Source organism: Streptomyces sp. NPDC002104, assembly GCF_053593795.1.
Window position 1 is genome coordinate 50,931 of the sequence record NZ_JBSFDF010000020.1, and the last position, 26,526, is coordinate 77,456.

The 26,526-nt window shown below is 72.3% G+C and carries 27 protein-coding genes; 16 read left to right on the forward strand and 11 right to left on the reverse strand.

The genetic code is table 11. The features are described 5' to 3' along the window. Positions 1–28: 28 nt before the first annotated feature. A complete protein-coding gene (locus ACWCP2_RS18850) occupies positions 29–1,576 on the forward strand; it encodes a PepSY-associated TM helix domain-containing protein (RefSeq protein WP_450909704.1) in 1,548 nt (515 codons plus the stop codon). On the opposite strand, the gene ACWCP2_RS18855 is transcribed toward ACWCP2_RS18850, so the two are convergent. The 3 genes from ACWCP2_RS18855 to glnII form a co-directional block, all read right to left on the reverse strand. Beyond that, positions 1,554–3,386, reverse strand: coding sequence for a serine/threonine-protein kinase (locus ACWCP2_RS18855; protein ID WP_450909705.1), 1,833 nt, complete (start codon positions 3,384–3,386; stop codon positions 1,554–1,556). The genes ACWCP2_RS18850 and ACWCP2_RS18855 overlap by 23 nt on opposite strands. 176 nt (positions 3,387–3,562) lie before the next feature. Further along, positions 3,563–4,159 carry a winged helix-turn-helix domain-containing protein gene (locus tag ACWCP2_RS18860; RefSeq protein WP_450909706.1) on the reverse strand — a complete coding sequence of 199 codons (597 nt, stop codon included), beginning with the start codon at positions 4,157–4,159 and terminating at the stop codon, positions 3,563–3,565. Positions 4,160–4,717: 558 nt separating this feature from the next. Continuing rightward, positions 4,718–5,737 carry a glutamine synthetase gene (glnII, locus tag ACWCP2_RS18865; RefSeq protein ID WP_399383573.1) on the reverse strand — a complete coding sequence of 340 codons (1,020 nt, stop codon included), beginning with the start codon at positions 5,735–5,737 and terminating at the stop codon, positions 4,718–4,720. Between the two features lie 279 nt (positions 5,738–6,016). Here glnII and ACWCP2_RS18870 point away from each other — a divergent pair, with 279 nt between their 5' ends. Then, complete coding sequence (locus tag ACWCP2_RS18870) at positions 6,017–6,946, forward strand: Gfo/Idh/MocA family protein (protein WP_450909755.1); 930 nt, start codon at positions 6,017–6,019, stop codon at positions 6,944–6,946. A gap of 96 nt (positions 6,947–7,042) precedes the next feature. On the opposite strand, the gene ACWCP2_RS18875 is transcribed toward ACWCP2_RS18870, so the two are convergent. Continuing rightward, the gene (locus tag ACWCP2_RS18875) at positions 7,043–7,627 is read right to left on the reverse strand and encodes a hypothetical protein (protein WP_450909707.1); all 585 of its coding nucleotides are present in this window, start codon (positions 7,625–7,627) and stop codon (positions 7,043–7,045) included. A 173-nt stretch (positions 7,628–7,800) separates the two neighbouring features. Between ACWCP2_RS18875 and ACWCP2_RS18880 the strand changes: the two genes are divergently transcribed. After that, positions 7,801–8,508, forward strand: coding sequence for an NADPH-dependent F420 reductase (locus ACWCP2_RS18880; RefSeq protein ID WP_450909708.1), 708 nt, complete (start codon positions 7,801–7,803; stop codon positions 8,506–8,508). Then, a complete protein-coding gene (locus ACWCP2_RS18885) occupies positions 8,505–9,431 on the forward strand; it encodes a ketopantoate reductase family protein (protein WP_450909709.1) in 927 nt (308 codons plus the stop codon). Before ACWCP2_RS18880 ends, ACWCP2_RS18885 begins: the two co-directional genes overlap by 4 nt. 80 nt (positions 9,432–9,511) lie before the next feature. Here ACWCP2_RS18885 and ACWCP2_RS18890 read toward each other — a convergent pair whose 3' ends face one another. Further along, the gene (locus ACWCP2_RS18890; RefSeq protein WP_450909710.1) at positions 9,512–9,904 is read right to left on the reverse strand and encodes an ArsC/Spx/MgsR family protein; all 393 of its coding nucleotides are present in this window, start codon (positions 9,902–9,904) and stop codon (positions 9,512–9,514) included. A gap of 106 nt (positions 9,905–10,010) precedes the next feature. On the opposite strand from ACWCP2_RS18890, the gene ACWCP2_RS18895 reads away from it, so the two are divergent. Beyond that, positions 10,011–10,274, forward strand: coding sequence for a hypothetical protein (locus ACWCP2_RS18895; RefSeq protein ID WP_254383401.1), 264 nt, complete (start codon positions 10,011–10,013; stop codon positions 10,272–10,274). Here the strand turns inward: ACWCP2_RS18895 and ACWCP2_RS18900 are convergent. Together ACWCP2_RS18900 and ACWCP2_RS18905 are read right to left on the reverse strand one after the other, a co-directional pair. Further along, a complete protein-coding gene (locus ACWCP2_RS18900; protein WP_450909711.1) occupies positions 10,255–10,467 on the reverse strand; it encodes a hypothetical protein in 213 nt (70 codons plus the stop codon). The two genes, ACWCP2_RS18895 and ACWCP2_RS18900, sit on opposite strands and share 20 nt — an antisense overlap. 121 nt (positions 10,468–10,588) lie before the next feature. Then, complete coding sequence (locus ACWCP2_RS18905; protein ID WP_450909712.1) at positions 10,589–11,716, reverse strand: PP2C family protein-serine/threonine phosphatase; 1,128 nt, start codon at positions 11,714–11,716, stop codon at positions 10,589–10,591. Positions 11,717–11,831: 115 nt separating this feature from the next. On the opposite strand from ACWCP2_RS18905, the gene ACWCP2_RS18910 reads away from it, so the two are divergent. The 3 genes from ACWCP2_RS18910 to ACWCP2_RS18920 all read left to right on the forward strand — a co-directional run bounded on the left by ACWCP2_RS18910 (position 11,832) and on the right by ACWCP2_RS18920 (position 14,969). Further along, positions 11,832–12,500, forward strand: coding sequence for a VIT1/CCC1 transporter family protein (locus tag ACWCP2_RS18910; RefSeq protein ID WP_450909756.1), 669 nt, complete (start codon positions 11,832–11,834; stop codon positions 12,498–12,500). 101 nt (positions 12,501–12,601) lie between these two features. Continuing rightward, positions 12,602–13,495, forward strand: a complete 894-nt coding sequence (locus ACWCP2_RS18915; protein WP_450909713.1) for a TIGR01777 family oxidoreductase — start codon at positions 12,602–12,604, stop codon at positions 13,493–13,495. A gap of 217 nt (positions 13,496–13,712) precedes the next feature. Next, on the forward strand, positions 13,713–14,969 hold the full coding sequence (locus ACWCP2_RS18920; protein WP_450909714.1) for an FAD-dependent oxidoreductase: 1,257 nt from the start codon (positions 13,713–13,715) through the stop codon (positions 14,967–14,969). Positions 14,970–15,170: 201 nt separating this feature from the next. Here the strand turns inward: ACWCP2_RS18920 and ACWCP2_RS18925 are convergent, their stop codons facing one another. Then, complete coding sequence (locus ACWCP2_RS18925) at positions 15,171–16,685, reverse strand: regulator (RefSeq protein ID WP_450909715.1); 1,515 nt, start codon at positions 16,683–16,685, stop codon at positions 15,171–15,173. A gap of 173 nt (positions 16,686–16,858) precedes the next feature. On the opposite strand from ACWCP2_RS18925, the gene ACWCP2_RS18930 reads away from it, so the two are divergent. From ACWCP2_RS18930 to ACWCP2_RS18950, 5 genes are all read left to right on the forward strand, one after another. Beyond that, on the forward strand, positions 16,859–17,218 hold the full coding sequence (locus tag ACWCP2_RS18930) for a hypothetical protein (RefSeq protein ID WP_450909716.1): 360 nt from the start codon (positions 16,859–16,861) through the stop codon (positions 17,216–17,218). A gap of 88 nt (positions 17,219–17,306) precedes the next feature. Further along, the gene (gene lipB, locus ACWCP2_RS18935; protein ID WP_450909717.1) at positions 17,307–18,104 is read left to right on the forward strand and encodes a lipoyl(octanoyl) transferase LipB; all 798 of its coding nucleotides are present in this window, start codon (positions 17,307–17,309) and stop codon (positions 18,102–18,104) included. Between the two features lie 119 nt (positions 18,105–18,223). Next, positions 18,224–19,177, forward strand: a complete 954-nt coding sequence (lipA, locus tag ACWCP2_RS18940) for a lipoyl synthase (RefSeq protein ID WP_450909718.1) — start codon at positions 18,224–18,226, stop codon at positions 19,175–19,177. Positions 19,178–19,449: 272 nt separating this feature from the next. Then, a complete protein-coding gene (locus tag ACWCP2_RS18945) occupies positions 19,450–19,647 on the forward strand; it encodes an SCO2195 family GlnR-regulated protein (RefSeq protein WP_243329800.1) in 198 nt (65 codons plus the stop codon). A 10-nt stretch (positions 19,648–19,657) separates the two neighbouring features. Then, complete coding sequence (locus tag ACWCP2_RS18950) at positions 19,658–20,356, forward strand: DUF4191 domain-containing protein (protein ID WP_450909719.1); 699 nt, start codon at positions 19,658–19,660, stop codon at positions 20,354–20,356. Positions 20,357–20,486: 130 nt separating this feature from the next. Here ACWCP2_RS18950 and ACWCP2_RS18955 read toward each other — a convergent pair whose 3' ends face one another. Continuing rightward, positions 20,487–20,954 (reverse strand): RDD family protein, encoded by a 468-nt coding sequence (locus ACWCP2_RS18955; protein WP_450909720.1) that lies wholly within the window; start codon positions 20,952–20,954, stop codon positions 20,487–20,489. 185 nt (positions 20,955–21,139) lie between these two features. Between ACWCP2_RS18955 and glnA the strand changes: the two genes are divergently transcribed. Next, a complete protein-coding gene (glnA, locus tag ACWCP2_RS18960; RefSeq protein ID WP_382971796.1) occupies positions 21,140–22,549 on the forward strand; it encodes a type I glutamate--ammonia ligase in 1,410 nt (469 codons plus the stop codon). Between the two features lie 93 nt (positions 22,550–22,642). Here glnA and ACWCP2_RS18965 read toward each other — a convergent pair whose 3' ends face one another. Beyond that, the gene (locus ACWCP2_RS18965; RefSeq protein WP_450909721.1) at positions 22,643–24,862 is read right to left on the reverse strand and encodes a hypothetical protein; all 2,220 of its coding nucleotides are present in this window, start codon (positions 24,860–24,862) and stop codon (positions 22,643–22,645) included. Between the two features lie 287 nt (positions 24,863–25,149). On the opposite strand from ACWCP2_RS18965, the gene ACWCP2_RS18970 reads away from it, so the two are divergent. Next, entirely contained in the window at positions 25,150–25,350 is a 201-nt protein-coding gene (locus ACWCP2_RS18970) for a hypothetical protein (RefSeq protein WP_450909722.1), read from the forward strand. A 105-nt stretch (positions 25,351–25,455) separates the two neighbouring features. After that, complete coding sequence (locus ACWCP2_RS18975; protein ID WP_450909723.1) at positions 25,456–25,773, forward strand: MazG-like family protein; 318 nt, start codon at positions 25,456–25,458, stop codon at positions 25,771–25,773. Positions 25,774–25,791: 18 nt separating this feature from the next. On the opposite strand, the gene ACWCP2_RS18980 is transcribed toward ACWCP2_RS18975, so the two are convergent. Beyond that, positions 25,792–26,445, reverse strand: coding sequence for a TetR/AcrR family transcriptional regulator (locus ACWCP2_RS18980; protein ID WP_450909724.1), 654 nt, complete (start codon positions 26,443–26,445; stop codon positions 25,792–25,794). Positions 26,446–26,526 lie beyond the last annotated feature (81 nt).

Consider the following 26,526-nt stretch of genomic DNA (forward strand, 5'->3'; position numbering starts at 1 on the left):
CCTGTCTTCGCCAACACCTAGGACACCCATGTCTCTCGACGAGATCGGGCAACTCCGCGCAGCGGACCCCGGCGCATCCGACACCCCCGAAACCCCCGGGCACGTGGCCGAGCCGGCCCGCGCCCGTACGCCCGGTACCTGGGCCGCCCTGCGGCCGCTGCTGCTGCGCCTGCACTTCTACGCAGGGGTGCTCATCGCCCCGCTCCTGCTCGTCGCCGCCACCACCGGGCTGCTCTACGCCGGTTCCTGGCAGGCCGAGAAGATCCTCTACGCCGACCAGCTAACGGTCGACCGCGTCGGCGCGAGCGCGCAGCCGCTCGGCGCGCAGGTCGCCGCGGCCGTGAATGCCGCTCCCCAGGGCACGGTGACGGCCGTCTGGCCCGCGCCGGAGGCCGATGCCACCACCCGGGTGATCATGGAGAGTCCGGGACTCGCCGAGGGCGAGACCCTCACCGTGTTCGTCGATCCGTATACGGCCGAGGTCCGCGGGAAGCTCACCACCGTCGGCGACGCGCTGCCGCTGCGGGCCTGGCTGAGCGAGTTCCACTCCAGCCTCCAGCTGGGTGAGTTCGGCCGGAACTACAGCGAGCTCGCCGCGAGCTGGCTGTGGGTGGTCGCGCTCGGCGGGCTCGCGCTGTGGATCGGCCGTAGGCGCACCCGCAGGACGGGGCTGGTCCTTCCGGACCGCAAGGCGACCGGCCGGCGCAAGACGCTGTCCTGGCACGGATCCGTCGGCGTCTGGATCGCCGTCGGTCTCGTCGGCCTCTCCGCCACCGGCCTGACCTGGTCGAAGTACGCCGGAGAGAACATCGGACAGCTCCAGGACAGCCTCGGCGGCGCGACCCCGGCCGTCGCCGCCAAGGTGCCCGGCGCCCCGGCCGCGGACGCCGGCGGGGAGCACGCGGGGCACGGCGCCGGCGACGGCGCGCAGACGGCGCCGCCCACCCCGGCCGACGCCATCGGCATCGACGGCGCGGTCGCGGCCGCGCGGGCCGCGGGGGTCACCGAGTCCTTGCGGATCGCCCTGCCCGCGCAGGGCAAGGGCTACGTGGTCAAGGAGCAGGACAAACAGGTGCCGGTGCACCTGGACTCCGTCGCCATCGACCCCGCCGACGGCCGGGTCATGGACGAACTCCGCTTCGCCGACTACCCGCTCCTCGCCCAGCTGACCCGCTTCGGCATCGACCTGCACATGGGCCTGACCTTCGGTCTCGCCAACCAGCTGGCGCTGGCCGCGCTCGCGGTGCTGCTGATGTTCATGGTCGTCTGGGGCTACCGCATGTGGTGGCTGCGCCGCCCGACCAAGGAGCGCAAGCTGTCGGCCGGCCGGCCGCAGCCGCGCGGAGCGTGGCGGAAGCTGCCGGTGACGGTGCTGCTGCCGCTGGCCGCCGCGACGGCCCTCGTGGGCTGGTTCGTACCGCTGCTCGGGATCAGCCTGCTGGTGTTCCTGGCGGCTGACGTGGCGCTGGGCTTCGCCGCGTCGCGGCGCCGGCGCCGGCGTCTAGGGCATCGTCCGTGGGCCGGGGCTTTCCCAGGAGCCCCGGCCCACGGCGTCAGCCGATCTTCCAGAGTGTGAGTGCGGTGACGTAGTCCGGCATGGGGCCGATGGACCCCTTGCTCGTGTCGAGCAGGACCTCGGTGATGCGGAGCATCGCCAGGTTGTTGTCACTGGTGACGGTGCACAGCACCGTCCCCTTCGTGAGCGTCTTGCCCGTCTTCAGCTCGTCCTTGCCCACCCTGGAGGCCAAGGTGTTGGTGGCGACGGCGTCCCTGCACTCTTCCGGCGTGGTGCCGGTGCTCATGCCCATGGCCGTCAGGAAGCGCAGATCGGCGTCGCCCCAGTCCTGGTAGGTGAGCTCCATGCCCTGGGTCCTGCCGATGGCTCCTTTCGGGAAGATCTGCGGGGAGTCCAGGTCGACGTGGGTCCCGGTGCTGGAGGAGGGCGCGCGCAGGGTCAGGGGCTTGTCCTGGAAGACCGGCGTGTACGCGGACTTCGGCGAGGAGGAGGCCGAAGGCGCGGTCTTGGGCCCGGACGAGACCGGGGCCGGAGCCGGGGACTGGGCCTGCGCCTGGTCGGAGGAGGCGGGCGCGACCGGCCCCTCCTGCTTCGCGTCGTCCTTCGCGGCGCCGCCGCCGTCGAGCAGCCGGACCGCGCCGGCGCCCGCGAGGACGGCCAGTACGAGGCCGGCCCCGATCAGCACGCCCCGGAATCGCTTCGGTCCGGGGGCCGGCGCGGGCGCCGGGCCCGGCACCGGGGGGTGCGTCGGGTGGCCGGCGGCCGGCGGGGGACCCGCGGGCCGGGGCGGCGCGCCCACCGTCGGCGCCCCGTACACCCCGCCGAAGGCGCCGGCGGGACCAGCGCCCGTACCGCCCGTACCCGATCCGCCCGCGCCAACGCCCGCGCGGCCCGCGCCAACGCCCGCGCGGCCCGCACTCGCGCCCGCGTCCGCGACCGTGGGCACCGGCGGGTTCTCCGCGGCCCGCACCCGGCGGGCGATCTCCAGCCCGACCGGCTCCGGGAGCCAGCCGTCGAAGTCGTTCAGCGGCCGCCCGGCGAACAGTTCGCACATCGCGGCGAGCTCGTCCGTACCGATCCGCTCCGCCGGATCCGCGGTCAGGCAGCGCTCCAGGAGCGGTCGAAGTTCCGCCGGGTAGCCGTTCAGGTCCGGGGGCAGCCGGTCGGTGTTGGCGATCCGCACGCCGATGGCCGTGGCGCCGCCCTCCCCGTACGGATGCCGTCCGGTGGCCGCCACCGCCGCGATGAGGCCGACCGCGAACAGATCGCTCGCGGGGGTGACCTCGGCGCCCAGCGCGTGTTCGGGCGACATGTACTGCGGGGTGCCGATGACCCCGCCGGTGCGGGTGAGCTGGGTGCTGTCGGCGGCCCGGGCGATCCCGAAGTCGATGACGTACGGCCCGGCCGCGCCGAGCAGGAGGTTGGCGGGCTTCAGGTCGCGGTGCACGACCCCCGCGGCGTGGATGGAGCCGAGGGCCCGCGCCGTGCAGCCGATCAGCTGGAAGACGGCGGGGAGCGGCAGCGGGCCGTGGGCGCTCAGGGCGTCGTGCAGGGACATGCCCGGTACGAACACCGAGGCGAGCCAGGGCGAGGCGCCCGTGGTGTCGTGGTCGAGGACCGGTACGAGGTGATAGCCCTGCACCCGGCGCGCGGCCCGCACCTCCTGCTCGAACCGGCTCCGGAAGTCCGGGTCCTGCCCGAACTCCCGGCGGATCAGCTTCAGCGCGACCGGCTGCCCGCCGCGCGTGTGCGAGAGGTAGACGGTGCCCATGCCGCCTTCGCCGATCCGGGCGATCAGCCGGTAGCCGGCGGTCTCGCGGGGGTCCTGGGGCTCAAGTGGGGCAAGTACGCTGCCGGTTCCGGTGGTCACGACGGAAAAGACTACGGCAGGGACCCGCTCTGATCAGCACGGATGTACGAGGAAGTCCCCTTTGCGGCAGCCCCAGTTGATCCGTGCGGCCCATCTCGCCGGGCCTGGCCCGTACTCCCCCTCGTGAGTACGGGCCCGCCGCCCCGTCCGTGGTCCGGTCGTCGCCGGGGTCCCGGTCAGGGGGCGTACTTGTAGCCCACCCGGCGGACGGTCTGGATCGCGCCGCGGTGGGCCGCGCCCAGCTTGCGGCGCAGCCGCGCGACGTGGACGTCGACCGTGCGGCCGTCGCCGACGTGGCCGTAGCCCCAGACGGTGGTCACGAGCTGGTCGCGGCTGTGGACCCGGTGCGGGTGCGCGACCAGGTGGGCCAGCAGCTCGAACTCCAGGTACGTCAGGTCCAGGACCTCACCGTCCACCTCGGCGGTGCGCTGCGCGGGGTCGATGCGGACCAGGGAGTCCCCGGTGACGGCCGCCGCACCCGGGGCGGCCGGGGCGGCGGGAACGGCCTGCGGGGAGAAGGCGATCGGCGGCTGCTGGTCGGCCGGTACGAGCACCAGGTAGCCGACCATCGGAGGCTGGCCGGGGAGGCTGGGCAGGGTGTGCGCGGGGGCGGGCAGCCAGGTGGCGCCCGGCGGCAGGAAGTCCACGACGCGTGCCACCTCGTCGCGGTCCACGGCCCGCAGGCGGTGGCGCGGACTGGGCGGGAAGCTCGGGTAGGTCAGGGGAGAGGTCGCAGCGGAGGCGGCGGAGGCAAAGGAACGGGTGTTCGCCATGAGTGGTCAGCTCTTTCACGCGGAGTAGTCGGCAGGAGACGTGCGGAGAGGCGTCGTCTTGTGTCGTACCGCGCAGACCGAAGGCCTGGGGGAGGTCGGTTTCGAGGTCCCGGAGGCTTTAGAGGGCCGGCGCGTTCTTCGCGCGGCAACACACCCGGTCGAAATCGTGGTCCTGACGGGACGGCCAGAACGGCTCGAGGTCGCTGCGACCGGTCGAGGTGTGCGAGTGGCTGGCCATGGCCCCATTCAAGCAGACGCGGGGGCCCCGGGGCAGACCCCGTCTCACTCTATGGAGCGGAATCTCATATTCCGTGATCATGCCATGAACGGACCATTGCAATCCCGACAATCCGTCACCCTCTCAGTGGCCCGCGCCACTGCGTACGTACCGGTCGACCCGTATCGGCGCACCGGGACCCGCCGACACCACGGCGCCCGCCCTCCCCGGGGGGAGGACGGGCGCCGTGGTGATGTCAGGAAGTGACGTCAGGAAGCGGTGTCAGGAAGCGGTGTCAGGAAGCGGTGTCAGGAAGTGGTGTCAGGGATGGCCGGCCGGGATCAGACCAGGCCGTCCTTCTCCAGGGCGGTGCAGCAGGTGTCCGTGATGAGGCGGGTCACCACGTACGGGTCCACGTTCGCGTTCGGGCGGCGGTCCTCGATGTAGCCCTTGCCGTCCTTCTCCACCTGCCACGGGATGCGGACGGAGGCGCCGCGGTCGGAGACGCCGTAGCTGTACTCGTTCCACGGGGCCGTCTCGTGCAGGCCGGTCAGGCGCTCGTCGATGCCCGCGCCGTAGTTCTTGACGTGGTCCAGCGGCTTGCTGCCCTCGCCCAGGGACTCGGCCGCGCAGATGATCGCGCGGTAGTCCTCGCGCATCGCCTTCGTGGAGAAGTTGGTGTGCGCGCCCGCGCCGTTCCAGTCGCCCTTGACCGGCTTCGGGTTCAGCGTCGCGGAGACGTTGAAGTCCTCGGCGGTGCGGTAGAGCAGCCAGCGCGCGATCCACAGCTGGTCGGAGACCTCCAGCGGGCCCACCGGGCCGACCTGGAACTCCCACTGGCCGGGCATGACCTCGGCGTTGATGCCGGAGATGGCCAGGCCCGCCGCGAGGCAGTGGTCCAGGTGCTTCTCGACGATGTCGCGGCCGAAGATCTCGTCCGAGCCGACGCCGCAGTAGTAGCCGCCCTGCGCGGCCGGGAAGCCGTTGACCGGGAAGCCGAGCGGGCGGGTGCCGTCGAAGAAGGTGTACTCCTGCTCGATGCCGTAGATCGGCGCCTGGTCGGCGAACTTCTCGGCGATCGGACGCAGCAGCGCGCGGGTGTTCGACTCGTGCGGGGTCATGTCGATGTTCAGGACCTCGCACAGGACGAGGACGTTGTCGCCGCCGCGGATCGGGTCCGGGCAGGTGAACACCGGCTGCAGTACGCGGTCCGAGGCGTGGCCCTCGGCCTGGTTGGTGCTCGAACCGTCGAAGCCCCAGATCGGCAGCGCGTCGCCGTCCGCCATGATCTTGGTCTTGGAGCGCAGCTTCGCCGTCGGCTCGGTTCCGTCGATCCAGATGTACTCAGCCTTGTAGCTCACGGGCCCCATCCTTCGGTGCGTCGCTCCGGCGCAGACCCTCGGGTGCTGCGCTGCGTCCTGCGGATCGCGTACGGCGGTTCACGTCCCTGTGGCTCGCCTGCTGCGACATTCGTCCTGCGGTGTAGACCGCAGAGTGCCCGCTCGCGATTTCTCTTCCGTTGCCCGTGTGTGAACCCCGTGTTACCGAGGTTTGCGCCGCAGGTGGGCGTGGTTGTGCGGGTTGCCGTCCGGACACCCGTACGGGTGGGGCAGACTGGGCGCGTGAGCATTTCGTACGATTTGACGTCCGCCGGAGATGCCGCCGCAGAGGCCGCTTCCGGGCCCCGACCCAGGGTCGGCCTGCTGGGCACCGGCCCATGGGCCCACCGCACGCACGCCCCCGCCCTCGCCGCGCACCCCGGCTCCGAGTTCGCCGGAGTCTGGGGCCGGCGCCCCGAAGCCGCGGCCGAGCTGGCCCGCGCGTACGGGGTGAAGGTGTACGAAGACCCCGACGCGCTGTTCGCCGACTGCGACGCCGTCGCCTTCGCGCTCCCGCCCGACGTGCAGGCCCCGCTCGCCGTGCGCGCGGCCGCGGCCGGCTGCCATCTGCTGCTCGACAAGCCCGTCGCCACGACCCCGGCCGACGCCCGGGCCGTCGCCGCGGCCGTGGCCGAGCACGGGGTCGCCTCCGTCGTCTTCCTCACCCTGCGCTTCGCCGAGCCGACCGCCGGCTGGGTGGAGGAGCAGGCGGAGCGCACGGGCTGGTTCACCGCCGCCGCGCACTGGCTCGGCGCGGTCTTCCCGCCCGACGGCGAACCCAGCGCCTACGCGGACTCGCCCTGGCGCAAGGCCAAGGGCGGGCTGTGGGACGTGGGCCCGCACGCCCTGTCCGTACTCATCCCGGTCCTCGGCGACGTCACCGAGGTCAGCGCCACCCGCGGCCCCGCCGACGTGGTCCAGCTCGCCCTGCGCCACACCTCCGGCGCGGCCAGCACCGCCGTGCTCAGCCTCAGCTCCCCGCGCGCGGCCGCCGGGGTGGGGCTGGAACTGCGCGGGTCCGCCGGTGTCTTCGGCCTGCCGGACTGGGGCAACGTGCCGGGCGCCTACGGCCGCGCCCTGGACGCGCTCCTCACCTCGGCCCGCACCGGGGTGCCGGACGCACGGGGGGCGGAGTTCGGGGCCCGGCTGACGGAGATCCTGGCGGAGGCGGAGGCGCAACTGCCGGAGTGAGCCCGGGTCCAAGGCCGGGTCCAAGGCGGGGTTCGAGACGGTGTTCAAGGCCCGGTCCAAGGCCGGGTCCAAGGCCGGGTCCAAGGGGGCCCGCGTTCACTTGATGACCGCGTTCGCCGCGATGATGGCCAGCCCGATCGTGGCGTCGGCGACCCCGATGAGCAGCGCCGAGGCGAGCTTGTAGCCCACCCTGAGGGCCACGAAGGCGCCCCAGGCGAACAGCAGCGCGGTGTTCACGCCGAGCCCGACGGCCGTGACCGCGTGCGAGTCCCACTCGGCGAGTCCGGCGACGAGCAGGAGCAGGACCGTGGGCAGGGTGGCCGCGATCATGGGCCACTCGTTCCACAGCGCCCGCCCGAGGATCCGCCACCGGTGCCCGGCGGAGCCGGACTGATGGGTGCTCATGTGGTGCGAGTACCCGTGCGCGAGTCCGGCCGTGGCGGCGGTGACGAGCACCCAGCTGGCGTCGTAGAAGGGGGTGTACTCCCCGCCCTTCTGGTCGAGCGCGGCCAGCAGACCGGACGCGAGGACGGTGCCGTACACCCCGCCGAACATCCAGTCGGCGCCGCGCCGGGGCGGGGGGAGCGGAGGGATCGCGGACACCGGGAGGTCCGCCGGGGCGGGCGGCGGCGCCGGCGGCTCGCCGGGCAGGGTGGGCCGCGGGTGCTGCTGCTCGTTCACGATGGATCCTTTGGTGTGGTACGTCCCCTTTGTGATGGCCTCACCCTACGAGGCGCGGGATGGGGCCGGTGTGAAGGCTGCGACGGGGGTGGGGCCGCGACCCGCCGGGACGCGGCCCCACTCCGCCGGCCCAGCGGCGGAATACCGTGGATCGCGGGCGACTTGAACCCCGCATGGCAACTCTTGGACTCATCGGAAGCGGCAACATCGGAAGCACCCTCGCGCGGCTCGCCGTGGACGCGGGGCTGGACGTGGTCCTCAGCAATTCCAGGGGACCGGCGACGCTGGACGCCCTCGTCGCCGAGCTCGGCCCGCGGGCCCGGGCCGCCACCCCGGCCGAAGCGGCCGAGGCCGGCGACTGGGTCGTGGCCACCATCCCGCTCGGCAAATACCGCGAACTCCCCGCCGGGGCCTTGGCGGGCAAGGTCGTGCTCGACACGCTCAACTACTACCCGCAGCGGGACGGGATCTTCCCCGCCCTGGAGGCGGAGGAGACCACCACCAGCGGGCTCGTCCAGGAGCACCTGGCCGGGGCGCAGGTCGTCAAGGCGTTCAACAACATCTACTTCACGCACCTGCTCGCCCTCGCCCGCCCGGCCGGTTCCCCGGACCGCTCGGCCCTGCCGATCGCCGGCGAGGACCCGGCCGCCCGCGCGTCCGCCACCCGCCTGCTCGACCTGCTCGGCTACGACGCGGTCGACGTGGGCGGGCTCGCCGAGAGCTGGCGCTTCCAGCGCGACACGCCCGTGTACGTCCTTCCGTACGCCGAGGACCTGTCCCGCCCCGGGGGCATCGCCGAGGACCCGGGGGCCGTCGCCGACGCGGCGGCCGTCCGCGCGGCCCTGGCCGAGGCGGTCCGGCCGGCGGGCTCCGCCGGATGAGGATCCTGACGGTCGGCGCCGGAGCCGCGGGCGGCTACTTCGGTGCCCGGCTCGCCCGGGCGGGGCAGGACGTCACCTTCCTGGTGCGCCCCCGGCGGGCCGGGGCCCTGCGGGAACGCGGGCTGCGGGTGAGCGGGCCGGGGGAGGAGATCGTGCTCGACCCGAGGCTCGTCACCGCCGGAGAGCTGCAGGAGACGTACGACCTCGTCCTGCTGTCGGTGAAGTCCACCTCCCTCGAAGCGGCCGTACGCGACCTCGCGCCGGCGGTCGGTCCCGGAACGGCGATCCTGCCCCTGCTCAACGGCATGGCCCACCTCGACCGCCTCGCGGACCGGTTCGGGGACGCGGCGGTGCTCGGCGGCGTGGCCAAGGTGGTCACCACCCTGAACGAGCAGGGCGACATCCTCCGGATGGCCCCGCCCACCGTGGTGCTCACCGGCGAACGCGACGGCCGTCCCTCGGCGCGGGTGGACGCCGTCCGCGCCGTGCTGGCCGGGGCGGGGATCGACAGCCCCGAAGTGCCCGACATCATCGGCGCCATGTGGCACAAGTGGGTCTTCATCACCACCCTGGTGGCGGTGACCACCCTGGCGCGCGGAGCCGTCGGCGAGATCAACGCCGTGCCCGGCGGGACCGGGTTCGGCCGCGCGGTCCTCGCCGAGGCGGCCGCGGTGTCGGCCGCAGCCGGACACCCGGTGCCGGAGTCCGAATTCGACTTCACCGCGCGGACGCTGGCCACCCCGGACTCGTCGCTGACCCCGTCGCTGTACCGGGACCTGCTCGCCGGCCGTCCGACCGAGGTCGAGCACGTCTTCGGCGACCTGTCCGCCCGGGCCCGCGGCTTCGGCGTCCCCACCCCGCTCCTCGACGTCGCGGCGGTCCAGCTGAGGGTCCACGAACGGCGGGTGGCGGCGGGGGAGTAGGTGCGGGCGGCGGAGCGGGGCGGGGCCGGGGGCGACCGGACCGGGCGCGCCGCGCAGTGCGTGGACGGGGGCTTCGGCGGTCAGGCCGGCCGGCCCTGGGGGCCGGGCGTGCGGGAGAGGGCTTCGCGGACGGCCTCCTCGGAGCGGGCCACCACCGCGGTGCCGTCCTCGGCCGTGATGATCGGGCGCTGGATCAGCTTCGGGTGCGCCGCCAGGTGGCTGATCCAGGCCCCGCGGGCCCCTTCGGTCTCCTCGCGCGGCAGGTCCCGTACCCCGGTCTCCTTGGCCAGCGGGTCCGAGGTGCGGGTGATGTCCCAGGGCTCCAGGCCCAGTCGGCCCAGGACCTCGCGGATCTCGGCCTCGGAGGGCACGTCCTCCAGGTAGCGGCGGACGGTGTACTCGGCGCCCTCAGCGTCCAGCAGGGTCAGTGCGCTGCGGCACTTCGAGCAGGCGGGATTGATCCAGATCTCCATGCCCGGAAGCTTAGCGAGGCGGTGCCTGGCCAGGTCCTTTGTCAGTGGTCGCGGGTAAAATTCAAGGAGAAGGACAGGACGCCAACTTGCCTTTGGGAGGCTGTAGATGGCCACTGCCATGACCCTGCACACCATCGGGCCCGTCAAGAAGAAGCCGCTGCCGGCGGGGCTGCCCCGCGAGTGGTACGAGAGCCACAACCGGCGGCTGAAGGCCATGCGGCTGGCGATATCGCTGCTCGACTCCGGCACGTATGACGCTCAGCGCGCCACCAACCGCAAGATCCGCACGATGGCCGTCCGGACGGGCATCCGCCGGCCGTCGAACGTCACCTGCAAGATGGTCCGCTCCTTCATACGCGACGCCGGGTAGGCGGGGCGGGCGGAGGCGGGCCGACCTGGAGCGAGGCGGGGGCCTCGATCTGCTGGTGCCGGGCCGAGCCCGGTTCCGCCGCCGCCTCCTTCCCGGCGAGGCCGAGCACGATCGAGCCGGTGATCAGGGCGACGGCTCCGGCCGCCGCGATGACCGCCGTGATCCGCTGGTTGTGCTTGTACGGTGCGCGCATCGAATGGGCCTCGGTTTCCGTGCTCGAAGGGCTGGAAGGCCCGAGCAAAACATGGAAATCGAGCCAAACGGGCGGTTGTCTGCGTTTGTCGCCGTTTGGTCATGCGATCAGTACGGCGTGGTCATCCCACGCCGGAGCCGGACGTCTTCCCGCCCGGCTCCGGCTCCGGCTCCGGTTCCAGGGACAGCACCAGCAGGGCCACGTCGTCGCGCGGCCCGCCCCCGGTGAAGGACCTCAAGTCCCGCCACACCGCCGGGGCCAGCCCGGCCGGATCGGTCGCCAGTACGGGCACCCGCGCGGCCAGCGGGTAGAAGTTCCCCGCCGCGTCGCGGGCTTCCGTGACCCCGTCCGTGTACATGACCAGCCGGTCCCCGGCCACGACCCGCAGCTCGGCCGGGGCCGCCGGGGTGGGACCGGCCAGGCCCAGGCCCAGCGGGGGCCCCGGCTCCACGTCGACCTCCGAGACCGTGAAACCCCGGAGCAGCAGGGGCGGGGGATGCCCGCACGACACGATGCGCACGAGGTCCAGCCCGGGCGGGAACTCCAGCAGCACCGCCGTCGCGAAGAGCTCCGCGTGCGCCACCGACTCGGCCGCCGAGTCCGCCAGCAGCCGCCGGTCCAGCCGGGCCGCCACCGTGGTGAGTTCCGCGTCGTCGAGCACCCCCTCGCGGAAGGCGCCGAGCAGCGAGGCCACGGTGCCGACGGCGGCCAGGCCGTGGCCCTGGACGTCACCGATCAGCGCGCGCACACCGTAGGCGCCGACCCGTACGTCGTACAGGTCGCCGCCGACCAGGGTCCCGTGCTGGGCGGCCCGGTACAGGCCCGCGCAGCCGACCGGGCCAACCCGCTCGGGGACCGGTGGCAGCACCGCGAGCTGCGCCGCCTCCGCGACGGTGCGCACGCTCACCAGCTGGGCGTCGCGGCGTTTTCGGACCCAGGCGACCACCACGCTGAGCAGCCCGATCGCCGCGACGGTCGCGAGGTCGGAGCCCTGGGCGTGGGCGATCCCGAGCGTGGGCAGGCCGATGAGGACCAGCACCACGGCGGCGAAGACGGCCGTCCCGGCGGCCCCGTAGGCGAAGGCGGCCACCGGAGGGAGGCCGGCCAGGAAGTAGCCCAGCTCCACGTCGCCCGGGGTGATGCGCTGGACCAGCACCAGCACCACGAGGGCCACCGCGGGCGCGAGGCGGGCCCAGCGCGGCGGCGGCGCCCCGCGCGGCCAGCCCGGCTCCTCGCGTCGGCGTCTCACTCCTCCACCCTCGTCCCGGCGCCGGAGGCGCGCACGCCGGGTGGCTCCTTCCGGCGGCGCCCGCGACAGTGGGGGCGTGACGGAAACGGATGGCGCGGCGGGGCAGAGCGCGGCGATGAGCACACGGCTGAACTGGCTGCGGGCCGGGGTGCTCGGCGCGAACGACGGGATCATCTCCACGGCGGGCCTGGTCGTCGGCGTCGCCGGGGCCACGACCTCGCGCACGGCGATCCTGGCGGCGGGCGTCGCCGGGCTGCTGGCGGGCGCGCTGTCGATGGCGGCGGGGGAGTACGTGTCGGTCAGCTCCCAGCGGGACTCGGAGAAGGCGGCGCTGGACCTGGAACGGCGGGAGCTGGCGGAGTCGCCGGAGGAGGAGCTGGACGAACTGACGGGGCTGCTGGTCGGCAGGGGGCTGAGCGAGGCGGTGGCCCGGGAGGCGGCGGAGCAGCTGACGGAGCGGGACGCCCTGCGGGCGCACGCCCGGGTGGAGCTGGGGATCAACCCCGACGAGCTGGCCAACCCCTGGCACGCGGCGGCGGCGAGCCTGGTGGCGTTCACGGTCGGGGCGCTGCTGCCGCTGCTGGCGATCGTCCTGCCGGGGGCGTCCCAGCGGGTCCCGGTGACCGTGATCGCGGTCCTCCTCTCCCTGACCCTGTGCGGGGTGCTCAGCGCCCGCCTGGGCGGGGCGCCCGCTCCCCGGGCCATCCTGCGCAACGTCACCGGCGGCGCCCTGGCCATGGCGGTCACCTACGCGGTGGGCACCTGGCTGGGCACGGCGACCTGACACCCCGGCGACCTGACAACTCCGGCGACCTGACACCCCGGCCTCCGGCCGTCCGGGCCGGGTGCACCCCGTAGGGGCGGGACCGCTGCCAAGATGGGGGCATGCGTATCGCGGTCACAGGGGCCACAGGACTCATCGGCAGCGCCCTCGGGCGGTCACTGAAGGCCGACGGGCACGAGCTCGTCCGGTTCGTGCGGCGGGAGCCGGCCGGGCCGGACGAGGCGCGGTGGGACCCCGCGCGGGGGTACGTGGACCCGGCCGGGCTCGCCGGATGCGACGCCGTCGTGCATCTCGCCGGGGCCGGCGTGGGGGACCACCGCTGGACGGACGCCTACAAGCGGGAGATCCGCGACAGCCGGGTCAAGGGCACGGCCGCCATCGCCGCGGCCGTCGCGGCCATGGACGAGCCGCCCGCCACGCTCGTCAGCGGATCCGCCATCGGGTACTACGGCGACACCGGCGACCGGACCGTCGACGAGGACGCCCCGGCGGGGGAGGGGTTCCTCCCCGAGGTCTGCGTCGCGTGGGAGGCCGCCGCCGCGCCCGCCCGGGACGCCGGGATCCGGACCGTGTTCGCCCGTACCGGACTGGTCGTCGCCGCCGAGGGCGGGGCCTGGGGCAAGCTGTTCCCGATCTTCAAGGCCGGCATCGGCGGCCGCCTCGGCAACGGCCGCCAGTACTGGTCGCACATCGCGATGCACGACGAGATCGCCGCGCTGCGCCACATCCTCGACACGCCCGCCCTGACCGGACCGGTGAACCTGACCGCCCCCGAGCCCCTGACCAACCGCGAGGTCACCGCCGCGATGGGCCGGGTCCTGCACCGCCCGGCGGTGTTCGCCGTGCCGGCGCCGGTCATGCGCGCGGTGCTCGGGGAGTTCGCCCAGGACGTGCTGGGCAGTCAGCGGGTGCGTCCGGCCCGGCTGCTGGAATCCGGGTTCGTCTTCCGCTACCCCGGGATCGAGGAGTCGATCAGGGCAGCACTGGAGGCCTGAAACACCCCGGACCCGCGCGGCCGGAAAGCCCCGGAGCCCCGGAGCTCCGGGGGAGCGCCCCGGCGCACGGGTGCGACCGCTCGTGAGCCGAATGCGACCGTCGTGCGACCGGAGTTGACCGCATCACCCGTAATGGTCCGACCAACTCGGGTTCCGCTGGACTCCGTTGGGGGAAGGAGGATCCCCACACAGCCGGGCCGACCTCGGGGAGGGGCACGTGCTCAACAGCGCCAGCGCACACGCACACCATGCGGACGTGGTCATCGTGGGAGCCGGAGTCTCCGGACTCGCGGCAGCGCACCACCTGATCGCGGCCGGAGTCACGGTCATCGTCCTGGAGGCCGCGGACGACGCCGGCGGCCGGATGGCCACCGAGACCGTGGACGGCTTCCGGCTCGACCGGATCGGCCAGCTCCTGAACACCGCCTACACCGAACCGGCCCGCACCCCGGGCCTGGAAGGCCTGGTCCTCAAGCCCTTCGCGCCCGGCGCCCTCGTCCACGGCGAGGGCAGGACCCTGCGCGCCGGGGCCCTCACCCCCGCCCGCGCCCTGGCCAGCGGCTCCCTCGACCAGGCCCGGATCGGCGCGGCCCTCGGCCGCCTCGCCGCCCTGCCCGAGGAACGCCTCCTGACCCGCCCCGAGCGCACCGCACACGCCGCCCTGAGCTCCCGGAGCCTCGGTACGACGCTGCGCCCGCTCCTCGCCGCGCTCCTGCGCGACCCCGCGCTCACCACCTCCAGCCGCGTCGCCGACCTGGCCCTGCGCACCTTCGCGCGCGGCCGCCTCGCCGTGCCCGAGGGCGGCGCCGCCACCCTGCCGGCCCTGCTCGCCGCCGGACTGCCGCCCGGCACCGTACGCACCGGGGTCCGGGTCCGCTCGGTGGCCACCAACCTGGTCACCACCGAGGAACACGGCGACTTCAGCGGCCGCTCCGCGGTCCTGGCCACCGGCGCGCGGGCCGCCGCCGACCTGCTCCCGGGCCTGCGCGTGCCCGCCTTCCACCAGGTGACCGTGATGCACCACGCCACCACCACCCCGCTCCCCTGGGACGGCTCGCTGCTCGTGGACGGCGACCCGGACTGGCCCGTCGCCCACACCGCCGTGATGAGCGCCGTCGACCCGACGCGCGCCCCCGCCGGCCGCAGCCTGGTCACCACCACCGTGCTCGGCCCGCCACCGCCCACCCGCACGGTCGCCTCGCGCCTCGCGCGGCTCTACGAGACCGCGACCCGGGACTGGGAACTGCTCACCGTCCACCACACCCCCGAGGCCGTCCCCGCCATGCCGCCGCCGCAGGACACCCGGCGCACCGTCCGGGTCCTGGCCGGGCTGTACGTGTGCGGCGACCACCGGGACACCAACACCGTCGAGGGGGCCCTGCGCTCGGCCCGCCGCGCCGCCGCCGCCGTCCTGCGCGACTTCGGCATCCCCGTCCCCGCCGCCCCGCAGGCCGCCCTCCCGGTGGCGGCCTGAGCCAACCACCCACCCCGGCCCGGCGGGGCCGACCCGACCCCGCCGGGCAAAGACCAGCCCCACCGGGCAAAGACCAGCCCCACCGGCGTGTGAGGCGCGGGGTCCGGGGCGGAGCCCCGGGAACGGACCCGCGGGGAACCACGGCGCAGCCACCCCACCCGGCCCCGGGGGCGGCCCCGGAACCCAGGCCGACCCGCAGGGTCAGGACAAGGCGGCCACCCGGTCCCGGTAGCCCCGCACCGCGGACGCGTCCCGGTACGGCTCCAGCCGCCGCTCGAAGTCCCGTACGTACTCCACCGCCCGCACCGACCGCATCTCCATCGCCTGCTGCGCCGCCTCCGCCCCCAGCGCGCACGCCTGGTCCAGCTCGCCCAGCCCCAGCCGCGCCGTGGCCAGCACCACCCGGCAGAACAGCCGCGAGCGCGCGTACGAGGGCGCCCGCAGCTGCAGGGACCGCTCCGCGTGCTGCGCCGAGGCCCGGTACTGCTGCAGGTCCCGGTGGCAGTGCCCGAACTCGTCCGCGAGCTGCGCCTCGTCGTAGTCGCGCGCCCAGTGCGGTACGTCGTCCCCCGGCCGGGCCGCGCCCAGCGCCCGCTCGGCCCGCACCAGCGAGGCCGTCGAGGCCCTGACCTCGCCGAGCACCGCGTGCCCCCGCGCCTCCGCCGAGTGCAGCAGCGCCTGCACCACCGGCGGCGGCCCGGAGCCCACGCCCTGCTGGGCCACCCGGGCCAGCTGCACCGCCTCCCGGCCGTGCCCGAGGTAGACCGCCTGCCGGCTCATGGTGATCAGCACGTACGCCCCGTACGGCCGGTCCCCGGCGGCCTGCGCCAGGCGCAGCGCCTGGACGAAGTACCGCTGGGCGAGCCCGTGCGCGGCGATGTCGTACGAGGTCCAGCCCGCGAGCCGGGTCAGATCGGCGGCGGCGGAGAACAGCCGGCGCCCGGTGGTCTCCCCGTAGGTGCCGCGGAGCATCGGCTCGGCCTCGTGCTCCAGGTACCGCACCAGGGCCTGGCGGGCATGGCCGCCGCCGTAGGCGTGGTCGAGGGTGCGGAACAGCTCGCCCACCGATCTGAGCGCGGCGATGTCACCGCCCGTCACCCGCTGCCCGGGACCGCGGTCGATCTGCCGTTGCCGGGGCACCGAGGCCCGGCCGGGCACGGGACGGCCCGGGTCGAGGCGGTTCGGGTCGAGACGGCCCTGATCGAGGCGGCTCAGCTCCGGCCGGCCCTGCTCGGGCACGCGCGGGGCGGCCTGCTCCGCGCCCCGGGCCACCCGTTCGTCGGCGCGGCCGATCAGCCAGTCCCGGCTGGGCACCACCAGCCCGGCCGGGGTGAAGGCGATCTTGCGCAGCTCGGCGTGCGAACCGGAGTCCTTGCGCCACAGCCCGCTCGCGATGTCGACGGCCTCCTCGGGGGTGGCCGCGAACTCCAGCCCCGCGTACACCGGGGCGCATGCGTCCAGCCCCAGGTCCTGGGCCGAGAGCCGGCGCCCCAGGCGCCGGGTGAACACCTCCGCGATCAGCGCCGGCGTGGTGCCGCGCGGCTGCTGCCCGCGCAGCCAGCGGGTCACGGAGGTCTTGTCGTACCGCAGATCGAGACCGTGCTCCAGGCCGAGCTGGTCGACACGGCGGGCGAGCCCGGCGTTGGAGAACCCGGCCTCGGCGATCAGCGCCGAGAGCTGCCGGTTGGGGACACGCTGGGCAGGTCGTTCCGTCATCGGCTCCACGGTCTCCTGACGTGACGGACCGGAGTCCCGGCCCTGTGAACGGCGTGAATGTAGCGGCGAACCTCGCCCGTACCGCCCTCTCTGTCCCACATTCATCCGATCGTGTGCAGAACCGGTGGGTCTCTTTACGGACCGACCCCCTCCACCCGCGTACGCTGCGCCCCATGACCCGCCGGCCCACCGGGGAGCCTCACCCCGGCAGCTGCGAGCGCCCCGGAGGCGACGGCAGCCACGCAGCGTCCGCGCCGCCGCCGCACGTGTCCGAGCCGGCCGCTCCCGAGCTCACCGAGGCGGAGTGCCGGCGGTGCGGGACCTACATCGCGGGTCTCGACGGGCGCTACGCGTGCGGGGTCTGCGGCTGGGTGAACGACCACACCGAAGGGCACCGCCGGCTGCCGCGGGCGGACGAGGACCCGGACCGGCCGCCGGCGGGCCGCAGGCGCCCGAAGCAGCTCCCCGGTCCCTTCGGCCCCCTCGGCCCCCCCGATCCCGGGCCCTTCGCGGTGTCCGGGACGGGCGGCTGACAGGGCCCGCGGGGGCCGCCGTACCCTTGCTTGGTGCGATAGGTGCACACAGCAAGTTCGTCGGCAGGTTCAACGAGGAGGCGCCGCGGTGGCTGAGCTTGGGTTTGTCCGCATGGGCTTCGGCCCGGAGGCCGTGGAGTACACGGTGGCCTGGGAAGAGCAGCGCCGGGTCCACGCGGCCCGCTTCGCGGACGAGATCGAGGACACCTGCCTGCTGCTGGAGCACCAGCCGGTCTACACGGCCGGCCGGCGCACCGCCGACAACGAGCGCCCCCTCGACGGCACGCCCGTCGTGGACGTGGACCGCGGCGGCAAGATCACCTGGCACGGCCCGGGCCAGCTGGTCGGCTACCCGATCATGAAGCTGCCCCGCCCCGTGGACGTGGTCGCCCACGTCCGCCGCCTGGAGGACGCGCTGATCCGCACGGCCGCCGAGTTCGGCCTGGAGACCACCCGCGTCGAGGGACGCAGCGGGGTCTGGGTGCTCGGCGACCCGGTGGAGGAGCGCCCGAAGATCGGCGGCCTCTCGCTGGACTTCGACCCGCGGCTCAACGACGAGGAGTTCGACCCGAGGCTCAACGGCCCCGAGTACGCCCCGTCCAACGCCGGCCAGCGCCGCGAGGACCGCAAGCTCGCCGCCATCGGCATCCGCGTCGCCAAGGGCGTCACCATGCACGGCTTCGCGCTCAACGTGAACCCGGACAGCACCTGGTTCGACCGGATCATCCCCTGCGGGATCCGCGACGCCGGTGTGACCTCGCTCTCCTACGAGCTGGGCCGCGAGGTCACCGTCGCCGACGTGCTGCCGGTGATCGAACGGCACCTGAAGGACGTCCTGGAGCAGGCCGAGATGCGCCCCAGGGAGATAGAGCCCGCCGCGGGCTGACCCCGGCGGGACGCCGGGGAATGGGTCGGGCCGCCCGCAGGTTGGCCGACGTAAGAGCGTATGAAATTACGGGCGTACCCTGGTGGGCGCCGAAGAATCGAAGTCACAGGGAGCCGGTCGTGTCCGCAGTCGCACCCGACGGACGCAAGATGCTGCGCCTAGAGGTCCGTAACGCCCAGACGCCCATCGAGCGCAAGCCCGAGTGGATCAAGACGCGGGCCAAAATGGGTCCCGAGTACACCAAGATGCAGGCCCTGGTGAAGGGCGAAGGACTGCACACGGTGTGCCAGGAAGCCGGCTGTCCGAACATCTACGAATGCTGGGAGGACCGCGAGGCCACCTTCCTCATCGGTGGCGACCAGTGCACCCGGCGCTGCGACTTCTGCCAGATCGACACGGGCAAGCCCGAGGCGCTGGACCGCGACGAGCCCCGCCGCGTCGGCGAGTCCGTCGTCACCATGGACCTGAACTACGCCACCATCACGGGCGTCGCGCGCGACGACCTGGCGGACGGCGGAGCCTGGCTCTACGCGGAGACCGTGCGCCAGATCCACCAGCAGACGGCGGGCCGCGCGAGCGGTCAGACCAAGGTCGAGCTGCTCGCCCCGGACTTCAACGCGGTCCCGGAGCTGCTGGAGGAGGTCTTCGCCTCCCGCCCCGAGGTCTTCGCCCACAACATCGAGACGGTGCCGCGCATCTTCAAGCGCATCCGCCCCGGCTTCCGCTACGAGCGCTCCCTCGACGTGATCCGGCAGGCCCGCGCCTACGGCCTCATCACCAAGTCCAACCTGATCCTGGGCATGGGTGAGGAGCGCGAGGAGGTCTCCGAGGCGCTGAAGGACCTCCACGAGGCGGGCTGCGAGCTCATCACCATCACCCAGTACCTGCGCCCCTCGCCGCGGCACCACCCCGTCGAGCGCTGGGTGAAGCCGGCCGAGTTCGTGGAGCTGGCGAAGGAGGCCGAGGAGATCGGCTTCTCCGGAGTCATGTCCGGCCCGCTGGTCCGCTCCTCGTACCGCGCCGGGCGTCTGTACCAGCAGGCGATGGAGAAGCGCAGCGGAGCCGTGGCGTAGGTCGTGACCGTCTGGGCGACGCACGAGTGACTCCCGAGTCGCATGGTGCGTGAGGTATGTGAACTCGCGCACAAAGTCTTACTTACGGGTAACCCCGCACCGATGCGGCCCCTAGGCTTTCTCTAGCGAGAGACCTGGTGGGCCGCATCAAGGTTTCATCACTGTTTGACCAGTCGGTCATGCCCTGGTAACACCAGTCAGTGACGATTGTTCGACGCACCGCACACACGCTTGGCCACCCCCGACGTGAGCACCGTGAAAGGGTCGACACCATGCAGGCCGCGCCCGTACGCGCCATCGCCATCCCGTCCCTCACCGACGCCGTCCGCGGCCTGGAGTCGCTGCTCATGAGCGGCGCCCGCCGGAACGCCTGGACGGCCGTCCTCGAAGACCGCCGCAGGGCCCAGGACCGGGTCGAAACCGAGCACGTACTCGAGGCCGCGGCGACCCGGACCGAGAAGGCCACGTAAACTTCGCTGCATGGCGAGGAAGTCAAACGCAGAGACTGCTGCGAACCCCGGGCGACTGAAGCAGATCGCCCTGACGTACAAGATGACGCGCAAGGCCGACCCGAAGGTCGGTCTGATCGTCGCGGGCGTGGGAATCGTCACCTTTGGTGTGTTCCTTGCGATCGGCTTCCTGATCGGCCACCCGGTCTACCTGGGCATCCTGGGCTTCCTGGTGGCGTTCCTGGCGATGGCGATCATCTTCGGACGGCGGGCCGAGACGGCCGCCTTCGGGCAGATGGAGGGACAGCCGGGCGCGGCCGCGGCCGTACTGGACAACGTGGGCAGGGGCTGGACCACCACCCCCGCCGTCGCGATGAGCAAGCAGCAGGACATCGTCCACCGTGCCGTGGGCAAGGCTGGCGTGGTCCTGATCGCCGAGGGCAACCCGAACCGGGTGAAGCCGATGCTCGCGAACGAGAAGAAGAAGCTGGCCCGGATCATGCCCGACATCCCGGTCCACACCTTCATCGTGGGCAAGGGCGAGGGCGAGGTGCCGCTCAAGAAGGTCCGTACGACCCTGATGAAGCTCCCCCGCGTGCTCTCCGGACCCCAGATCACCCAGGTCAACGACAAGCTGCGGGCCATGGGCGACTTGCTGAGCAACATGCCGATCCCGAAGGGCCCGATGCCCAAGGGGATGCGCATGCCGCGCGGCGGAAAGATGCGCTGATCCGCTTTTCGTATACGAGATGTGCGACAACGTGCGGCAACGTGCGACACAGAGGGGCGCCCCGGACCGATGGCCCGGGGCGCCCCTCTGTGTTCTGCGCGCGTTCCGCGTGCGCTTCGCGTGCTCCGTCTCAGATCCTGACCTGTACGGCGCGGCTGAGGCGGTCGTGCAGCCCGCGGCCGTCGCGGTCCCAGACGAGGGCCGGGATCAGCAGGGCCAGGAGGGCGGTACGGAGCACCACGCGGCCGAACCCGAGCCGGCCGCCGTCCTGCGAGACCACCCGGAGGCCCAGGATCCGCTTCCCGGGGGTAAAGCCCACGGTGCCGACCGTCAGGATCACCAGGGCGACGAACACGGCCAGCGTCCAGTTCCCCGAGTCGTTCCAGTCACGGCCCGTGATCAGGCCGTACGCGATGAGCTGGCAGCCCAGCCAGTCGATGGCCACGGCGCCCAGCCGGCGGCCGAAACGGGCCACGGAGCCGCTCCCGTGCTGCGGCAGGCCGAGCTGCTTGCCGGGGTAACCGAAGTCGGCACCCATCTCCTCGGCGGCCTCGCGGGGGCCGGAGAGCCAGGATCCGATTGCTTGCCTCTTGTCCACGCCAACACGGTACCCGTGCCGTCGGGCGCCCTTCCGGCGGGACCCTGGTTAACTTGTGCGAAACAAATGGGTCATGCTTGAGAAACCCCGTCTGCTTATGGTCGGGTCAGCGTGCGGCACCGCACTGACGCACCACTAGCTATAAAACCCGCCCCTGCCCCGGGGCCGGGAGTAGGAGGAGTTGGATGTTCAAGAACGCCGACGAAGTGACGCAGTACATCCAGGAGAACGACGTCAAGTTCGTTGACGTCCGCTTCTGCGACCTGCCTGGTGTGATGCAGCACTTCACCATTCCGGGGCGGGCGTTCGACCCGAACGAGGAGCTGGCCTTCGACGGCTCCTCGATCCGCGGCTTCCAGGCGATCCACGAGTCCGACATGGCGCTGCGCGCCGACATCACCACCGCGCGCCTGGACCCGTTCCGCAAGGACAAGACGCTCAACATCAACTTCTTCATCCACGACCCGATCACGGGCGAGGCCTACAGCCGCGACCCGCGCAACGTCGCGAAGAAGGCCGAGGCGTACCTGGCCTCCACCGGCATCGCCGACACCGCGTACTTCGGCCCCGAGGCCGAGTTCTACGTGTTCGACAGCGTGCGCTTCGCGACCACCGCGAACGAGAGCTTCTACCACATCGACTCCGAGGCCGGTGCCTGGAACACGGGCTCCGAGGAGAACAACCGTGGTTACAAGGTCCGCTACAAGGGTGGTTACTTCCCCGTAGCCCCGGTCGACCACTTCGCCGACCTGCGCGCCGAGATCTCCCTCGAGCTGGACGCCCAGGGCCTCCAGGTCGAGCGTCAGCACCACGAGGTCGGCACCGGCGGCCAGGCCGAGATCAACTACAAGTTCAACACGCTGCTCGCCGCGGCCGACGACCTGATGCTCTTCAAGTACATCGTGAAGAACGTCGCGTGGAAGAACGGCAAGACCGCGACCTTCATGCCGAAGCCGATCTTCGGCGACAACGGCTCGGGCATGCACGTGCACCAGTCGCTGTGGGCGAACGGCGACCCGCTGTTCTACGACGAGGCCGGCTACGCGGGCCTCTCGGACACCGCCCGCTACTACATCGGCGGCATCCTCAAGCACGCCCCGTCGCTGCTGGCGTTCACCAACCCGACGGTGAACTCCTACCACCGCCTGGTCCCGGGCTTCGAGGCGCCGGTCAACATGGTGTACTCGCAGCGCAACCGCTCCGCCGCGATGCGCATCCCGATCACGGGCTCGAACCCGAAGGCCAAGCGCGTCGAGTTCCGCGCCCCGGACCCGTCCTCGAACCCGTACCTGGCGTTCGCGGCCCTGCTCCTCGCGGGCCTCGACGGTGTGAAGAACAAGATCGAGCCGATGGAGCCGATCGACAAGGACCTCTACGAGCTCTCCCCGGACGAGCACGCGAGCGTCCCGCAGGTCCCGACCAGCCTCGAGGACGTCCTCAAGGCCCTGGAGGAGGACCACGAGTACCTCCTGGCCGGCGGTGTCTTCACCCCCGACCTGATCGAGACCTGGATCGACTACAAGCGCACCCACGAGATCGCCCCGATCGCGCAGCGCCCGCACCCGCACGAGTTCGAGCTCTACTTCGACCTCTAAGCCGTGCCCGGGTCGTGCTGACGCACTGATCGCCAGGAGCCCCGTACCCCTTCCCGGAGAGGTACGGGGCTCCGGCCATTTCGCCTCCGCGTCCTACAGGGGCTCCGCCAACCCGTCCACGAGGGGCATCAGGCGGCGGAGGTCGATGCTCGCGGCGAGGAGGGCCTGGCTCGCCTCGTCGGCCTCCTCGCGGCTCAGCGGGTAGGACCCGGTTCCGGACGCGGCCGCGGCCACCAGCCGGTTCGTCCGCTCCTCCAGCGCCTTGGCATCCGTCACGAGCCGGCGTACCTGCGCCATGAACCCGAGGGCGCCGCCGGCATCTGCCGACGCACCAGTGGGCTCCTGCCCGTCTCCGGCACCGGCGTCCGCCGTGGTCTCCCGGGCGGGGAGGGCGGTGGGCACGGCCCCTGGACCCGCCGGTCCTGACCCGCTCGCCGCGGACGGGTGACCCGGTCCGGACGGGCTGGTCGTGGGGGTGTCCGGTGCGGAGGTGTCCGTGAACAGGCTGTCGTCCGCTTCATCCTCGGGGGGAGCGGACCGGGTCGTCGACCCGCGACGAGGGGCCGGAGTGCGTGTCCGTGAGCCGCCGGACTCCTTGGGGAACTCGCGGTTGAACCAGGCCCGGGTCATCGGTTCGATGAGGGGCTCGCCGGTAACCCCGACCTTGCGCGGCTTGCGGTCCCCGTCGTCCATCGCGGAAGCGAGCTCACGCAGGACACCCACCGCCATAGCGGGCTTGCTACGCATCGCGTTCAGGCTGTTGCGTACTGTCCGGCGGACCCGGCTGGCCTTGACCCCGTCGTCATCGGTCTGCTGGCCATTGAGCGAGCCCCGGTCGGCGTCGATGATGTCGAAGGCCGCGAGCCAGTGGGCGGCGCGGTAGGCGATCAGTTCCTCGAACGCTTCGGCGTCAGTGTCGGCAGCATGGAGCAGTTCCCGCAGCGGTCGTCCCGAGGGCTTGAGCCCCTCCCGGATCTCCCCCAGTTGGAACACCTCACCGATGCGGGGGTTCCACGGGAGGGGGTAGCTTTCGGAGGTCATGGCCGACCAGGCGCGCGCCCGCCGGTTGACCTCAGCAGCGTTCAGCTGTGACGGAGGCGACTCACTCAGCGCTCGTCTGATCAGGAGTTGCTTACGGCGGTCCTGAGGGAACAGCTCCCCGAGGAGGCGCATCGAACGAATGTCCCTCAATTCGCTGATGCTTTCGATCTCAGCGTTCTCCGGCAAGTCAGTGACCGGTGCCGTGCCGGACAGGACCTCAGCGGTCTTCTCGTCGAGCACGCCTTGGGCGGCGTAGAAGCCGAGCACGCTGCGCCCGAGGGCGCGCCCGCGGTCGTTCGGCGTGAACTCCAGGGGTGGATGCACGTGGTCGTGCCGGTTGCTCATCTGTGCGATCCGGTACAGCCGGCGCGGAGTGGGGCATCCGATGACAAGGTGTGCTTCCACGACGGCCACCCGCTTGGCCCGGAACGCCCGAGATGTCGCCTCAAGTTCGAGTTCGGGCGCGTCGGCCTCTGCTTTGGCGAGTTCCTCGTTCAGCAGTCCGGAAAGCCGGGGGAGCCACTCGTTGGCATCAAAGATGATCCGCTCGCCTTCGCCTCCGATCTTCCATGCGGAGACCCCGGTGACTACCTCGGCGGACGTGACCCCGAAGATTTCATGTCGCTGTTTTGTGCGATTGTTGCCCCGGACTGCCATCCACTGCCAGTGGGCCTGTGGGTGGAGGGGGTTTCCGTCACGGTCCTGGAGTGCGTCTTCCTGGATCCTGACATGCTGGGCGATGTAAAGGCCAGGCTCCTTCTGGCCGTTGAGAATGAGGTCTTCTTGTAGGTTAAAAGTTCGATGCCCGTCCTTTTTCGTCAGGACCATGGCCGCATTGTCGAGATTGTCGATGAGGGATTCCCTGCTGTCCGCCACGGTCTCGACCGCCGCGAAGGCCTTCTCCCGGCCATCCTCGGTGATCCTGACCAGGGGGGCGACCCGCGGGAGTGCACGATGGCCCTCCTTGAGCGTTGCCGGGTTGGCGGCCGAATGCCATTCCGAACTGATGCGTTCGTTGTGCTCCCAGACGCTTCCTCCGACGCCGTGCATCCGTACGACGACGGCTAGCATCTCCCCGGAATCCGAGTGCAGGTGCCGGAGCGCTCCGTCCCTGATGATCCGCCCCCCGGCTCCGGTGGGTCCGGTCAGAGTGTCTCCTGGCCTCACGAGGAACGGGGCCATGTTCTCCAGTGCTTCGCGCGGAACGTTCACGCCTGGGGTGGCCAGGACGGCATCAACCCACTCCGCCTGCTCATCCGGCGTGGGCGGCATCAGGAACGGACCTCGCTGGAACGGTTCAGGATCTGTATCTGAGCTCACGACATTCCCTTATGCTTCGACTTGGCCCGCCGGGAGACAGGATGCGGCAGCAGGTAGGGATCTTGGGGCGGAATCGTAGACTTGATCAGGAACGATCAGGAAGCGACCCTGGGGTATCAATAGGCGGCAGATCGAATCTTGGGATTCTGGATAGGCCGTTCGTGATGGCAGAGTTAGAAAAACTAATCACGATCCCGCCTGCACGGGCAGACCCCTCCGAAAGCCGAGTATCGGACATTATGAGTACCTCCTCGAACGGCATTCCGGTCTACGCCTGGCTGATCATTGCCGCGCTCGCCTCGGCCACCGTCGCGCTGGTCTGCGCCTTGATTGAACTTGGGCTGGGGGCGAACGCCCGGGACGTGGCGGGTACGGGAGGGGCCGTATTCCTGGCCGGTATGGCCATCGGCATCTCGGTCATCGGTCTGCTGCGCCGCTGAAGGGCGACCGGATCGGGGGGCCGCCCTGTCGCGGCTCTCTCAACTCCCTTCCCTCGTACCGGAGACGGGCAGTGGTGCGGCTGCTTCTGCGGCTAGCTTCGGGGGATGGACGACACCTGGAAGACCATCGGGGCGCTCGTGGCCCGGTTCGACGCGTACGACCGGGAGCGCGGGGTGGCGCGCGAGGAGAGCCTGATGCTGCAGATCCTGAAGATCGGGGAGGAGTTCGGGGAGGCCGCGCAGGCCGTCATCGGGGCCAGGGGGACCAACCCGCGCAAGGGGGACTCGCACACCTGGGGCGATGTGGAGGCCGAGGTGGCCGATGTCATCGTCACGGCGATGGTCGCGCTGGCCCGGATGCGGCCCGACGCGCCGGCCTTCTTCGCGGAGCACCTGAGGGAGAAGTCCGCGCGGTTCCTGTGACGGGAGCCCCGGGCGGGCTTAGCGCAGCAGGGGCATCGCGCCCGTGAGGTCGCGCAGGCAGCGGACCGCGAGTTCCGCGGGGGAGCCGGGGCCCGCGGGCGGGGTGTCCGTGGTGGACCAGAGTTCCAGGGCGATGCGGATCGCGTCCGTGGCGGCCGCCGCGAGGAGGCGTACGGCGAGGGGCTCGGCGTCCGGGCCTGCGAGCCGGGCGACCACCGGGACCAGGCGCTCCTCGGAGTCCTGGTTGACCCGGTACCAGACGGCCCGCAGGGCCTCGTCGGTGGTGGCGGCGCGCAGCAGGCCGCGGGTGACCTCCAGGCCCTCGTCGAGCGCCTGGGGGTCCGTGAGGGAGCGCGTGACGGCGCGCTCCAGGGCCTCGGTGAGCGGAGTGCCGGGGTCCTCCTCGGCGATCAGCGCGCGCCAGGCGTCGCCGCCGACCGCGAGCAGCGGGCCGACGGCCTCCTGCTTGTTGCGGAAGTAGCGGTAGAACGTGCGCAGGGCCACGCCCGCCCGGTGGGCGATGTCCTCGGCGGTGGTGCCGTCGGGGCCGTGCTCGGCGAAGAGCGCGCAGGCCGCGCGGGCGATGTCGAGCTGGGTGGCCGCCTTGCGGCGCTCGTTCAGCGACTGGGCTCCGGGGCCGGCCTGGGGAGAGTACGGGCGTGGGGATCTCACGGGGGAAGGATACCCCGGCCGGGAGAGGCAAATGCACGTTTTGACACGCTGGCAAAACGTGTCATCACGGGAGTACGCTCC

What these genes read in the sequence shown, in the direction of transcription:
- ACWCP2_RS18850 (WP_450909704.1), top strand. Translation starts at nt 29, where the DNA reads ATGTCTCTCGACGAGATCGGGCAACTCCGCGCAGCGGACCCCGGCGCA.
- ACWCP2_RS18860 (WP_450909706.1), bottom strand. Translation starts at nt 4,159, where the DNA reads ATGGCGAACACCCGTTCCTTTGCCTCCGCCGCCTCCGCTGCGACCTCT.
- ACWCP2_RS18880 (WP_450909708.1), top strand. Translation starts at nt 7,801, where the DNA reads ATGGCAACTCTTGGACTCATCGGAAGCGGCAACATCGGAAGCACCCTC.
- ACWCP2_RS18885 (WP_450909709.1), top strand. Translation starts at nt 8,505, where the DNA reads ATGAGGATCCTGACGGTCGGCGCCGGAGCCGCGGGCGGCTACTTCGGT.
- ACWCP2_RS18890 (WP_450909710.1), bottom strand. Translation starts at nt 9,904, where the DNA reads ATGGAGATCTGGATCAATCCCGCCTGCTCGAAGTGCCGCAGCGCACTG.
- ACWCP2_RS18895 (WP_254383401.1), top strand. Translation starts at nt 10,011, where the DNA reads ATGGCCACTGCCATGACCCTGCACACCATCGGGCCCGTCAAGAAGAAG.
- ACWCP2_RS18900 (WP_450909711.1), bottom strand. Translation starts at nt 10,467, where the DNA reads ATGCGCGCACCGTACAAGCACAACCAGCGGATCACGGCGGTCATCGCG.
- ACWCP2_RS18910 (WP_450909756.1), top strand. Translation starts at nt 11,832, where the DNA reads ATGAGCACACGGCTGAACTGGCTGCGGGCCGGGGTGCTCGGCGCGAAC.
- ACWCP2_RS18915 (WP_450909713.1), top strand. Translation starts at nt 12,602, where the DNA reads ATGCGTATCGCGGTCACAGGGGCCACAGGACTCATCGGCAGCGCCCTC.
- ACWCP2_RS18925 (WP_450909715.1), bottom strand. Translation starts at nt 16,685, where the DNA reads ATGACGGAACGACCTGCCCAGCGTGTCCCCAACCGGCAGCTCTCGGCG.
- ACWCP2_RS18930 (WP_450909716.1), top strand. Translation starts at nt 16,859, where the DNA reads ATGACCCGCCGGCCCACCGGGGAGCCTCACCCCGGCAGCTGCGAGCGC.
- ACWCP2_RS18945 (WP_243329800.1), top strand. Translation starts at nt 19,450, where the DNA reads ATGCAGGCCGCGCCCGTACGCGCCATCGCCATCCCGTCCCTCACCGAC.
- ACWCP2_RS18950 (WP_450909719.1), top strand. Translation starts at nt 19,658, where the DNA reads ATGGCGAGGAAGTCAAACGCAGAGACTGCTGCGAACCCCGGGCGACTG.
- glnA (WP_382971796.1), top strand. Translation starts at nt 21,140, where the DNA reads ATGTTCAAGAACGCCGACGAAGTGACGCAGTACATCCAGGAGAACGAC.
- ACWCP2_RS18965 (WP_450909721.1), bottom strand. Translation starts at nt 24,862, where the DNA reads ATGCCGCCCACGCCGGATGAGCAGGCGGAGTGGGTTGATGCCGTCCTG.
- ACWCP2_RS18970 (WP_450909722.1), top strand. Translation starts at nt 25,150, where the DNA reads ATGAGTACCTCCTCGAACGGCATTCCGGTCTACGCCTGGCTGATCATT.
- ACWCP2_RS18975 (WP_450909723.1), top strand. Translation starts at nt 25,456, where the DNA reads ATGGACGACACCTGGAAGACCATCGGGGCGCTCGTGGCCCGGTTCGAC.